This is a genomic window from Arthrobacter sp. NPDC056727, from assembly GCF_042790555.1.
Lineage (GTDB): Bacteria > Actinomycetota > Actinomycetes > Actinomycetales > Micrococcaceae > Arthrobacter.
The window spans coordinates 42,967-54,146 of sequence record NZ_JBHTZA010000026.1 but is presented as its reverse complement, the minus strand read 5'-3'; the positions used below and the strand labels follow the sequence as shown (position 1 = coordinate 54,146).

The following is an 11,180-nucleotide window of genomic DNA, read 5'->3' as shown; positions in this document are numbered from 1 at the left end:
GGTGACCACGCAGCTTGATTTCGCGCGGGTGCCCTTCGCCGCCGATCTCGCAGGCCACGGGGACAGGCCCGCCATTCTTACAGACAATTTCACCCTCACCTACCGGGAACTGGCCGATCGGGTTGATGCCCTCGCCCTCCGCCTGGGCACCCAGCGGCGCCTCGTGGCACTGGCTGCGGCGAACGACGTCGACTCCCTGGTGGCCTACCTCGCGGCCCTGGTTGGCGGCCACCCGCTGATCCTGATTCCGGAGGACAAGCCGGCGGCATTGGAATCCCTGGTGGCAGCGTACGACCCCGACGTCGTGCTTTGCTCCTCCAACGGGGAGACACTGTTCGAGGAGCGACGGGCCGGCACCGCGCACGAGCTCCACCCGGACCTGGCGCTCCTGCTCAGCACTTCCGGATCCACCGGCTCGCCCAAGCTGGTGCGCCTGTCCGCCGCCAATCTGCAGGCAAATGCGGAGTCGATTGCCGAGTACCTGGACATCGGCCCGGCGGACCGCGCAGCAACCACGCTGCCGATGTCATACTGCTACGGGCTCTCCGTGATCAACAGCCACCTGCTGCGCGGCGCGGGACTGGTGCTCACCGGCCTCTCCGTCGTAGATCCCTGCTTCTGGGAGCTTTTCCGCTCCCGCCAAGCCACTGCGTTTGCCGCCGTGCCCTACACCTTTGAACTGCTGGAACGGGTGGGCTTTGCCGGGATGGACCTCCCGGCGCTGCGGTATGTCACCCAGGCCGGCGGCCGGCTCGCCCCGGAGCGCGTACGGGGCTACGCCGAACTCGGCCGCCGGCAGGGCTGGGAACTGTTCGTCATGTACGGCCAGACCGAGGCTACCGCCCGGATGGCCTACCTTCCGCCCGGGCTGGCCGCCGAGCACCCCGGCGCCATCGGCGTCCCCGTGCCGGGCGGCGCGTTCCGGATCGAGCCGGTGCCCGGGCTGGAGCACGGCGAGCTCGTCTACACCGGGCCCAATGTGATGCTCGGTTACGCGGAGGCCCCGGCGGATCTCGGTGCCGGCCGCACGGTCCACGAACTCCGCACCGGCGACCTGGCCAGGCTGCACCCGGCCGGCGTCTACGAAGTGGTGGGGCGGCGCAGCCGGTTCGTCAAGATCGTCGGGCTCCGGGTGGACCTCGGCCAGGTGGAGCGCATCCTGGGCGACCTCGGCGTTGAGGCGGCCAGCGCCGGCACGGACCAGGGCCTCGTCGTCGCAGTCGAGGGCAGCCACGACACGCAACTGCTCGCCAAGGTCCTCGCCCAGGGCATCGGGCTGCCCCGTGCCGCACTGGAGCTGCACGCCGTCGAACATCTCCCCCGCCTGGCCACCGGAAAGCTGGACTATCCGGCGGTCCTGGCGCTCTCAACGCCGGCAGTACCTGAACGGGAGCCGGCAAACGCCGGCACCGCAGGACCCGCCGTCGGTCCCGACGACGTGCGGCGGATCTTCCGGGACACCCTGGAATGTGAGGATGTCGACGACGGCGACACGTTCGTTTCGCTCGGCGGCGACTCGCTGTCCTACGTGGCCACATCGGTCCGGCTGGAGCAGTTGCTGGGCCACCTGCCGGCTGACTGGCACGTGACGCCGGTGCGGGACCTGGAACCGCGGCCCGAGGGGAAACCCGCCGGGAAAATGCGGCGGCTCTTCGCCCCGGTCGAAACCAGCATCGTGCTCAGGGCAGTGGCGATTGTGCTCATCGTCAGCACCCACGTGGGACTGATGAAATGGCCGGGCATGGCCCACGTGCTGATGGCCGTGGCCGGGTACAACTTCGCCCGCTTCCAGCTCGGCGGGGAACGGCGTCCCCGGTTCAGGCGCCAGCTCTCCAGCCTCGCGAGGGTGGCTCTGCCCAGTGTGGCCTTCATCGGCGTGGCCTACCTGCTTACCGACAGGTACAGCCTGGCCAATGTCCTGCTCCTGAACTCCATCGTTGGCCCGGAAGAGGTCACCACGCAGTGGCACTTCTGGTTCATTGAGGTGCTGGTCTACATCCTGCTGGGCGTGACAGCCCTTTTGGCCATCCCCTGGGCGGACCGGGCGGAACGGCGGTTCCCGCTGCTCTTTCCGCTTGCCCTCACCGGCCTCGCGCTGCTCTCGCGGTATGACATCGTTGATCCCGGCATTCCGCACCCGTCGCCTACGCTGTGGCTGTTCGTCATGGGCTGGGCAATCGCCCGTGCACGGACCCTGGCTCAGCGGTGCGTGGTGTCAGCCCTCCCGGTCCTCACGGTCCCGGGCTATTTCTTCGGGGAGACCCACCGGGAACTGACGCTGGTAGCCGGAATCCTGCTGCTCACGTGGCTGCCCACCATCCCCGTGCCGAGGGGGCTGCAGCGCCTGACGGTGCTTCTGGCCAGCGCCTCACTGTACGCATACCTCGTGCACTGGCTGGTCTACCCGCTGCTGGATGCCACCAGCCCGGCGCTTGCCGTGGCAGCCTCCCTCGCGGCCGGGATAGCCTACTGGGCACTCTGCACGCGCGTCATGGGCCTGCTGAGCCGGAATGGATGGGGCAGGTTCCGCCGCCGGTTCAAACGGCCAGTGCGAACGGACGCATAAAGCCCCCGGGTCAGAGCTGGCGGACGCGCAAAAGTTCCGGAGCGGCCTCGCCGTCCGGGCCGACGTACGCGTCGGTTCCCTTATGGGTGGCCCGCACGGCGTGCGCGACGACGGCACCCAGCCCGCCGTCGTCGGGGTCTGCCCTGTCCAGCACCACCTGCCGGACGTCGCGCTGCTCGGCGGCACCCGTTCCGCGGGCGAAAATGTCCTCGATGCCCTGCCGGACCAGCTCCATTTCACCGTTCTCGGCCAGCACCGGCTCGAGGAAGTCAACCAGCGAACGCACCACGTCCTCGGCAGGCACCGGCCGGAAGCTGCCGAAGTCCAGCAGTTCACCGCGCAGGCCGAAGTTGCTGGCCTGCCATGCGGCCATCCGCAGCAGCACCGTGGGCACCGGCGCCGGTTCCACGCCTTCACGCCATTCCCGGCAGGCCGATTCCACGAGTGCACGAACCAGGACGCCGATCAGCGCGGCATCCTCGGCGCGGAGGCAGACGTCCGCCACCCGGACCTCCACGGTGGGGTGGTTCCGGGATAGGCGTGCGTCGAAGTAGATCATGCCCTCGTCCAGCACCACGCCGGTGTCCATCAGCCGGGTCACCACCCGGCGGTATGCGGACAGGTTGCCGAAGATCGCAGACGGGCCCGACGACGGCCAGCGGTTCCAGGCCTGCGTCCGGTAGCTCTCAAATCCGGTGGCAACGCCGTTCCAGTACGGGGAGTTGGCACTGAGCGCGATCAGGACGGCCAGCTTGTCCCGGATCCTGTCCAGCACGGCCACGCCTTCGTCCTGGGATTCGATGTAGGTGTGCACGTGGAAGCCGCAGGTCAGCTGTTCCTGGGCGGTCAGGCCGAACCGTTCCAGCATCCTGGCGTAGCGCGGGTCCGGCGTGGTGTGGCTGGATAGGGCCAGCGGCGAGGTGGCCAGTGCGGCGATCCGGGCGCCGTGGCCCTGCGCAGCCTCATCGGCCAGGGTGCGGCCGGCCCGGATCTGGCGCAGCAGTTCCGCGTGGTCCAGGCAGGGGCGGGTCTGCGTCTCGATCTGCTCAAGCTTAAGTTCGGCGCTCAAGCCCATTTCGTCGTCGTCGCACTTGGGTTCCGGTTTTTTCTTCAGCAGCCGGGGCTTGCCAGGGGCGTCGTCGGCGGCGAGTTTGCGGCCCGCCAGCAGGGCATCGGCGAGCGCCAGCGGTTCCCCGCTGTCCGGATCAACGATCAGGAGCTCTTCCTCCACGCCAAAAGTCCGCATGCCTACATTGTGCGCCAGCCCGGCCAAAACGTCCCCGACATGACGAAGCGCGAACGTACAGTTGTGGCCCTTGGGAACCGCTTCCCAGGGGCCACAAATGTACGTTCGCGCCTAAATGAACGTCAGTCCTGGAAGTACTCGATCTTGGCGCCGATGGTGTTGAGCCGTTCTGCGAGGTCCTCGTAGCCGCGCTCGATGACGTAAATGTTGCGCAGTTCGGACACGCCGCGGGCGGCCAGCATGGCCAGCAGCAGGCAGGCAGCGGGGCGCAGCGCGGGCGGGCAGCCCACCTCCGCGGCACGCCAGCGCGTGGGTCCGTTGACGTAGATCCGGTGCGGGTCCAGCAGCTGTATCCTGGCGCCCAGCTTGTTCAGCTCCGTCAGGTAGATGGCGCGGTTCTCGTAGACCCAGTCATGGATCATGGTCTGGCCCTCGGCGTTGCCGGCGATCACCGCGAAGAACGGCAGGTTGTCGATGTTCAGCCCGGGGAACGGCATCGGGTGGATCTTGTCCTCCGGCGCGCTCAGCTCGGAGGGCTTGGTGGTCACATCAACGAGCCGGGTGCGGCCGTTGCGGGCCATGTACTCGCCGGAGACCTCCAGCTGCTGGCCCATCTGTTCCAGCGTGGCCAGCTCGATCTCCATGAATTCGATGGGCACGCGGCGGATGGTCACCTCAGAGTTGGTGACGACGCCGGCGGTGATCAGGCTCATCGCCTCGATGGGGTCTTCCGAGGGGAAGTATTCGATGTCGACGTCGATGGTCGGCTTGCCGGTGATCTTCAGCGTGGTGGTCCCGACGCCGTCGATCTCCACTCCCAGCCGCTGCAGGTAGAAGCAGAGGTCCTGGACCATGTAGTTGGGGCTGGCGTTGCGGATGACGGTGGTGCCGCAGCGGTGGGCGGCGGCCATGATGGCGTTCTCGGTAACAGTGTCGCCCCGCTCGGTCAGCACGAAGGACCTGTCAAACGTGTCGGTCGGCGGCGCCTGTACGGAGTAGAAGCCCGAGCTGGCCTCCACGGACAGGCCGAACTGCCGCAGCGCCTGCATGTGCGGCTCCACGGTGCGGATGCCCAGGTCGCAGCCGCCGGCGTAGGGCAGCCGGTATTCGCCGGCCTCATCCAGCAGCGGGCCCAGCAGCATGATGACGCTGCGGGTCCGGCGGGCGGCCTCGACGTCCATGGATTCCAGGTCAAGGTCTGCGGGCCGGCGGAGGCGGAGGTCGTTGTCGTTGAGCCAGGTGCATTCGACGCCGATGCTGCTCAGCACCTCGACGATGCGGTTGACTTCCTCGATCCGGGCCAGCCTGCGCAGCGTGGTGGTGCCGCGGTTGATGAGGCTGGCGCAGAGCAGTGCGACACCGGCGTTCTTGCTGGTGTTGACGTCAACGGACCCGGAGAGCGTCCGGCCGCCCTCCACGCGGAGGTGGGTCATCTGCGGTTTGCCGAGCTGGACGATGCTGCGGCCAAAGATCGCCTCCAGGCGCTGGATCATTTTCAGGCTCAGGTTTTGCTTTCCCTGCTCCATGCGCGCGACGGCACTCTGGCTGGTGCCGAGTTCCGCGGCCAGCTGGCCCTGGGTCCACCCCTTCTGGCTGCGGGCGTCGCGGAGCAGAAGGCCGACATGTTCAGCGGTCTGTTGAGTCATGGAATAAATATATCAGATGTGAGTTATTTCGTCGCTTATCGCGCCCATTGCGCGCCGCTTTGGCCCTTGTTTTACCCGTTACATGCATAAACTTTCCACCACGTGCCACGCCCGTGTGACAGCATCCGTGGCGGCATTCCCAGCCCTCGGCATGTGCCAGGTGCCTGCCTTGACCGGCGCGCGTATCCGGGAGCAAGCTAGCGGTACCTGTTGCGGCCACAAGGGAACGGGAGGCCGCCGTGTTTTTCAGCTCCGCCCTGCTGGGCAGGAAACGCCCCGTCGGGCGCCGGGCTTCAGCGCTGCTGTCCTTTCTGGTGGCGACAGCTGTTGGTTTCATTCCGGGACCGAGGCTCGACGACGGCGCGCCGCCGGCACCCGAATCGACCGTCACCCAGCCGTCCCCCAAGGCGTCCGCTGCTTCCGGCGGAGACGATGCCGGGCCGGGCAACGATGTCTCCTGGCCGCAGTGCAGCGCCGACCTGCCGGACGACCCGGCATTCGCGATTGTCGGCGTCAACAACGGACTCGCCAACACCACCAATCCCTGCCTCCACCAGCAGCTTGACTGGGCGGACGACGCGGGCGGCGGAACCGGCCAGCCACCCCTGGCGCTTTACGTGAACACCGCCAATCCCGGGCTGCGCGGATCCTGGTGGCCGACGAACAACGAGTACGGTGGCAAGGTGGTGGCCAATCCCTACGGTGACTGCCGGGGGAAGGAGGACGCCGCCTGCGCCTACATGTACGGGTACGCGAAGGCCTTCGATGACGCCTACCTCCGCACCATCTCCGAGCCTGGGACGTACCTCTGGTGGCTGGACGTTGAGACGGGCAACAGCTGGTCAGGCGACAGGAACGCCAACCGGGCGGACCTCGAGGGCATGACGGACTTTTTCCACAGCATCGGCGCCAGCGTGGGCATTTACTCCTCCGCCCGGCAGTGGGGACAGATCGTCGGCGAGGTGGGTTCGGCCAGCAGCCTCTACACGCTGCCAAGCTGGCTTGCCGGGGCCCGCTCCGCCGCCCAGGCCAACGACATGTGTTCCGCGGCGCCCCTCACCGCGGGCGGCCAGGTGGTCCTCACCCAGTTCGTGGCCGGCGGCTTCGACTACGACCACTCCTGCATCTGAGCTGCCGCATAGACTCGGCCCCGTGGAAGGGCGGCCGGCCCTTTGGCGGCACCTTCTGGCCGGCCCGCATGCGGGCCGGCACCATGTTGCGGTCGACGGCGGGAGGCTGGTGGGGTTTGCCGGCTCGCTTCCGCCCGAAGACGGGGTGCGGGCAGGCTAGGAACCCTCCAGCCACACCATGTGCCACGTTCCGGCCCACAGCGCAGCCGCCACGGCGCCGGCGGCGATGAGGACTCCGCCCAGCACCACCCAGATGTCCAGCACGCTGTAGGTGGACACGCGCGCCCAGGTCCGGCTGGCCCCGCCGAACCCGCGGGCTTCCATGGTCACGGCGAGCCGGGTGGCACGGCGGATGGCCTGGACCATGAGTCCGAAGCTCTGCCCCAGGGTAGCCCGTATCCGCTGCCAGGGATTGCCGCGGGACCCCACGCCGCGGGCGCGCCGGGCCATGCCGATGGTCTGCCATTCCTCGGCCATCAGCCCGACCAGCCGCATGGCTGCCAGCGTCCCCAGCACAAAGCGGTGCGGCAGCCGTGCCTTCTGCGCCAGGGCGTCCGCGAGGTCGGTGGGATCCGTGCAGCTCATGAGCAGCACCGCGGGCAGTGCAATGGCAAGGCCCCGCAGCAGGAAACCCAGCCCCAGCTGGAGGGAACCTTCGCTCATGGACCAGAGTCCGACGTCGAGCAGTATCCTTCCGCTGTCCGGCGCCAGGATGGAGGTGCTCCAGCCGCCTGCGGCGGCAGCGAGGATCAGCGGCCAGCCGCGCTGCCACAGCAGCGAAAACGTCAGCCCGGCCAGGGGAAAGAGCAGCAGTTCGCACACCAGGGCAACCGACGCTGACATCCAGTCGATGGACAGCGCAAGGGCCAGGGTAATGAGGAAGACCGCGGCGAATTTGGCCAGCGGATTGGCGCGCGTCAGCACCGCCCGGTTTCCGGCGAGTGTCAGGACTTCCCTCATGGCGCCGCCTGTTCTGACGTCGGTTGGGCTTGCCTCTGCCCTGCAGCCCGCGGTTCGGCCCTGCCGCCGGAGCCCAGCCGCAGCTCGGTCCCGCCGAGGACATGGGTGAACTCCTCGTCGTGCGTCACGGACACCACGGCCGTGCCGGCGTCGAGCAGTTCGGAGAGGAACGAGGCAAGCTCCGCCCACGTGTTGGCATCCTGTCCGAAAGTGGGCTCGTCCAGGACAAGCACCTGCGGGTGGGCGGCCAGGACAGTGGCCACGGACAGCCGGCGTTTCTCCCCGCCGGACAGGGTGTACGGGTTGGCGTCCACCAGATGGGTGAGGCGCAGGCGCTCCAGCAGCTCGTCGACGCGCTCCTCGCCGTGGCCCAGATGGCGCGGCCCGAACTGCAGCTCGTCCAGGACGCGGCCGGTGACGAACTGGTGCTCGGGTTCCTGGAATACCGTGCCGATCCGGGAGATCAGCTGCTCGGGCTTCCATTTGTAGGGGTCGATGCCGGCGCCGGCGCCCAGCTCAACGGTCGCGGAGACCTTGCCGTCCACGGGCGGAAGCAGCCCGGCGAGGGTCAGCGCGAAGGTGGATTTGCCAACGCCGTTGGGACCCGTGACAGTCAGCGCCTCACCGGCACGGACCTGTGCGGTGACGTCCCGCAGAACCGGCACCGGGGGCACAGAACGGAAGCCGCGGCGCCGGGGACGTTCCCGCGAGACCGCGAGCTTTTCCGCGGCCAGCAGGAGCTGGCCGGCATCGCTCCCGGAGGGCGGCGTAGCCAGCCCGGCGGAGCGGCGCCGGGTTTCCGGAACGTAGCCCGGGACCCAGACGCCGGCGGCGGTGAGCATTCCGCGGGCCTGTTCGAGGACCTCGTCCGGGGTCCCGTCGATCAGCACTGCCCCGCTCGCGGCGGAACCCGGCTGCAGGACCACGATCCGGTCCACCAGGTCTTTCCATGCCGCCACACGGTGCTCCACCACCACCAAGGTGGCGCCGGTCTTGTCGAGGCAACGGCCCACCGCGTCCCGGACCTCCAGGACCCCGGCGGGGTCGAGGTTGGCGGTCGGCTCGTCCAGGAGGATGAGCCCCGGGCGCATGGCCAGGATGCCGGCGAGCGCCAGGCGCTGCTTCTGGCCGCCGGACAGGGACGACGTCGGGTGGTTCAGCGGCAGGTGGGACAGTCCGACGTCGTCCAGTGCCTCGTGCACCCGGCGCCAGATCTCGTCGCGGGGCACGGACAGGTTTTCGGCGCCGAAGGCGACGTCGTCGCCGAGGCGGGACAGCACCACCTGGGTTTCAGGGTCCTGCTGCATGAGTCCGGCGCGGCCCCGTTGCGCCCGCGGGGACGCGCCGTCGATGAGCAGCTCGCCGCTCTCGTCCGCGTCGTCGGGGTCCTGGTTCCCGGCGCCGATCACTGAGCTGTCCGCGTCGCTGTCCCCCAGCACCCCGGCCAGGGCGTGGAGCAGCGTGGACTTGCCGGCCCCTGACGGGCCGAGCAGCAGGACACGCTCACCGGGCCGGATGTCCAGGTCGAGCGCGTGGACGGCGGGTTTGGTGCGGCCGGCGTGGCGCCAGCCCCAGCCGCGGGCGTGTACCGCGGCGGGGCGGACGCCGCCGTCGTGGGAAGCGGGCATCAGTTGAAGACGGGCTCCGTGGCTGCCTTGCGCGACGCGAAGGAGCTCAGCACGCCGGTCCTGGCCAGGCCGCGGGTGGCGATCCAGGACAGGGCGCCGGCAATGACCGCGCCGGAGATGGCGCAGAACACGATGTACGCGAGCTTGTCGCCTCCGCTGTAGGCGATGTTCCAGCCCCACGGCGCGAAGGAGTCGTTAAGTCCGCAGAACAGGCCCGCGCCGGCGCCGGCCAGCAGAGAAGCCGGGAGGTTGAACTTCCGGTACACCAGGGCGGCGAACACGAGCTCCGCGCCGAGGCCCTGGAGGACGCCGGAGATCAGCACCGTGGTGCCGTACTGCGAGCCCATGAGGAGCTCGCCCGTGGCGGCGACCGTTTCGCAGAACAGGGCAGCGCCGGGCTTGCGGATGATGAGCATGCCCAGGACCGCCGGAATCATCCAGCCGCCGGCATACAGGCCGGTCAGGGGCGGGTAGACGGCGTTGACGGGAGTGGAGATGACGTTGGCGCCCTGGGACCAGGCCCAGAAGATAACCCCGCCGGCGACGGCGATGAGCGCCGCCACCACGATGTCCGCAACGCGCCAGTTATAGCTGGTCTTCCTGATTGATGCAGTTGTCATGATGGTCCTCCTGAGGAACAGGAGGGGAAAGCGTTCCCCCGGCCGCCGGTGGCTGGGCCTCCTGCTGCCGGGCGCTCTGAGAACTCGACTCCCTTGCGCCGGTACTAGCCGGATCAGGTTCGAGGGTCTGCGGCGGTCCGCACTCTCAGCGCCCATCCGCGGTTGCGCTGGCAGTTGCCTTTGCATCCCGACGGCGGCGCTCCCCTGTCGTGATAAATCTGCCCTTGTGGGCTGGTCCAGTTTACACCCCGGCGGCCCCGGAATCCCGGGGCCGCCGTCACAATCCGGGAGACGTCCCTGCGCTGCCGGGACAGCCGTGCGGAGTACATTGGGGCCATGACGCTACAGGACTCCGGCAGCCCTGCCCTGCCCGCCTTTGACCCCGATTCCACCGAGGAACAGCCCGCGGGATCCCTGGAAGCCCTGATCGGCCAGATCGAGGGTGAGATCGCCGAACTGCAGTTTCCCAGGTTCAGCAAGGACGACGCCCTGGCGCTGGGCCTGGAACTGGTGGAACGCGGCAAGGAAGAGAACCTGCCCATCGCCATCGACATCACCAAAGGCCAACAGGTCCTCTTCCACGTGGCGCTCGAGGGTGCCACACCGGACAACGATGGCTGGGTGCGGGCCAAGCAGCGGACTGCCGTGCGCTACGAGGAGCCGTCGCTGCTGGTGGGACTGCGCGGCCGCGTCGGCGGGGGACGGATCGAGGACAACGCGTGGTTCGACCAGTCCACCTACGCCGCCCACGGCGGAGCCTTCCCCGTCTATGTGCGGGATGTGGGGGCGGTGGCCGTGGTCACGGTGTCCGGGCTGCCGCAGAAGGCGGACCATGACCTCGTGGTGCGGGCCCTGCGGGAAATCCACCGTTCCATGCGGCTGGGCTGACGCTTCACGCGGACAGGCTGCTCCATGCGGATAGGCTAGGGAACAACCAGTGTTCATCTCGCGAGGAGTTCCGGAATGAGTTTCTTCATCAAACTGCTTGGCACCGGCATCAGCCTGCTTGCAGGGTTCGCCGGCACCAAGGCCGTCGACACCATCTGGGAAAAGGTCACGGGGCAGAAGCCCCCCAAGGGCGACAAGGACGACGTCCCCACAACGCTGCGCACCGCCCTGACGTTCGCCCTCGTCTCCGCTTCTGTGAGCGCCGTGATCCAGGTGCTGGCCAACCGCGGCACGCAGCGGGCCATCACCCGCTTCGCCAAGACCCAGGACATCGTCTAGGGCCGTCGCCCCCCCCAACATCGGGTGGGCTGCCCGCAGCCTCTTCCTGCCAACGACCGGGTTTCCCCAAGCACGGCCGGACATACTGTTCCTGTCCTGAACCCGGCAGTGCTGATGACCTCGGCCGGGCTCATGACAGCCGGACCCGGCACCGCAA

The 11,180-nt window shown here is 68.5% G+C and carries 9 protein-coding genes and 1 riboswitch; of the genes, 4 read left to right on the top strand and 5 right to left on the bottom strand.

Annotated features, from left to right (window positions below; genetic code table 11):
* Nucleotide 1 precedes the first annotated feature (1 nt).
* Nucleotides 2–2,566, top strand: a complete 2,565-nt coding sequence (locus tag ACFRAH_RS20475) for an AMP-binding protein (protein WP_377992746.1) — start codon at nt 2–4, stop codon at nt 2,564–2,566.
* 10 nt (nt 2,567–2,576) lie between these two features.
* Here the strand turns inward: ACFRAH_RS20475 and ACFRAH_RS20470 are convergent, their stop codons facing one another.
* Together ACFRAH_RS20470 and ACFRAH_RS20465 are read right to left on the bottom strand one after the other, a co-directional pair.
* Nucleotides 2,577–3,812 carry a glutamate--cysteine ligase gene (locus ACFRAH_RS20470; RefSeq protein WP_377992745.1) on the bottom strand — a complete coding sequence of 412 codons (1,236 nt, stop codon included), beginning with the start codon at nt 3,810–3,812 and terminating at the stop codon, nt 2,577–2,579.
* Nucleotides 3,813–3,934: 122 nt separating this feature from the next.
* A complete protein-coding gene (locus ACFRAH_RS20465; protein ID WP_377992744.1) occupies nt 3,935–5,458 on the bottom strand; it encodes a UDP-N-acetylglucosamine 1-carboxyvinyltransferase in 1,524 nt (507 codons plus the stop codon).
* A gap of 239 nt (nt 5,459–5,697) precedes the next feature.
* Here ACFRAH_RS20465 and ACFRAH_RS20460 point away from each other — a divergent pair, with 239 nt between their 5' ends.
* Nucleotides 5,698–6,588 carry a hypothetical protein gene (locus ACFRAH_RS20460; protein WP_377992743.1) on the top strand — a complete coding sequence of 297 codons (891 nt, stop codon included), beginning with the start codon at nt 5,698–5,700 and terminating at the stop codon, nt 6,586–6,588.
* A gap of 156 nt (nt 6,589–6,744) precedes the next feature.
* On the opposite strand, the gene ACFRAH_RS20455 is transcribed toward ACFRAH_RS20460, so the two are convergent.
* Genes ACFRAH_RS20455 through ACFRAH_RS20445 form a run of 3 tightly spaced genes read right to left on the bottom strand, consistent with a single transcriptional unit; the run spans nt 6,745 to nt 9,796 of the window.
* Nucleotides 6,745–7,548, bottom strand: a complete 804-nt coding sequence (locus tag ACFRAH_RS20455) for an energy-coupling factor transporter transmembrane component T family protein (protein ID WP_377992742.1) — start codon at nt 7,546–7,548, stop codon at nt 6,745–6,747.
* A complete protein-coding gene (locus ACFRAH_RS20450) occupies nt 7,545–9,176 on the bottom strand; it encodes an ABC transporter ATP-binding protein (protein WP_377992741.1) in 1,632 nt (543 codons plus the stop codon). The genes ACFRAH_RS20455 and ACFRAH_RS20450 overlap by 4 nt, the downstream gene beginning before the upstream one ends.
* Nucleotides 9,176–9,796: an ECF transporter S component gene (locus ACFRAH_RS20445; protein ID WP_377992740.1), complete on the bottom strand. Its 621-nt coding sequence runs from the start codon at nt 9,794–9,796 to the stop codon at nt 9,176–9,178. Before ACFRAH_RS20445 ends, ACFRAH_RS20450 begins: the two co-directional genes overlap by 1 nt.
* Nucleotides 9,797–9,868: 72 nt before the next feature.
* Nucleotides 9,869–10,012: riboswitch (TPP riboswitch) on the bottom strand.
* 120 nt (nt 10,013–10,132) lie between these two features.
* Here ACFRAH_RS20445 and ACFRAH_RS20440 point away from each other — a divergent pair.
* Together ACFRAH_RS20440 and ACFRAH_RS20435 are read left to right on the top strand one after the other, a co-directional pair.
* A complete protein-coding gene (locus ACFRAH_RS20440) occupies nt 10,133–10,684 on the top strand; it encodes a heme-degrading domain-containing protein (protein WP_377992739.1) in 552 nt (183 codons plus the stop codon).
* Between the two features lie 75 nt (nt 10,685–10,759).
* Nucleotides 10,760–11,023: a DUF4235 domain-containing protein gene (locus tag ACFRAH_RS20435; protein ID WP_377951385.1), complete on the top strand. Its 264-nt coding sequence runs from the start codon at nt 10,760–10,762 to the stop codon at nt 11,021–11,023.
* Nucleotides 11,024–11,180: the final 157 nt, after the last annotated feature.

Bases quoted from the DNA above. Each gene is read 5' to 3' on its own strand.
- ACFRAH_RS20470 (WP_377992745.1), bottom strand. From the start codon at position 3,812: ATGCGGACTTTTGGCGTGGAGGAAGAGCTCCTGATCGTTGATCCGGAC.
- ACFRAH_RS20465 (WP_377992744.1), bottom strand. From the start codon at position 5,458: ATGACTCAACAGACCGCTGAACATGTCGGCCTTCTGCTCCGCGACGCC.
- ACFRAH_RS20455 (WP_377992742.1), bottom strand. From the start codon at position 7,548: ATGAGGGAAGTCCTGACACTCGCCGGAAACCGGGCGGTGCTGACGCGC.
- ACFRAH_RS20450 (WP_377992741.1), bottom strand. From the start codon at position 9,176: ATGCCCGCTTCCCACGACGGCGGCGTCCGCCCCGCCGCGGTACACGCC.
- ACFRAH_RS20445 (WP_377992740.1), bottom strand. From the start codon at position 9,796: ATGACAACTGCATCAATCAGGAAGACCAGCTATAACTGGCGCGTTGCG.
- ACFRAH_RS20440 (WP_377992739.1), top strand. From the start codon at position 10,133: ATGACGCTACAGGACTCCGGCAGCCCTGCCCTGCCCGCCTTTGACCCC.
- ACFRAH_RS20435 (WP_377951385.1), top strand. From the start codon at position 10,760: ATGAGTTTCTTCATCAAACTGCTTGGCACCGGCATCAGCCTGCTTGCA.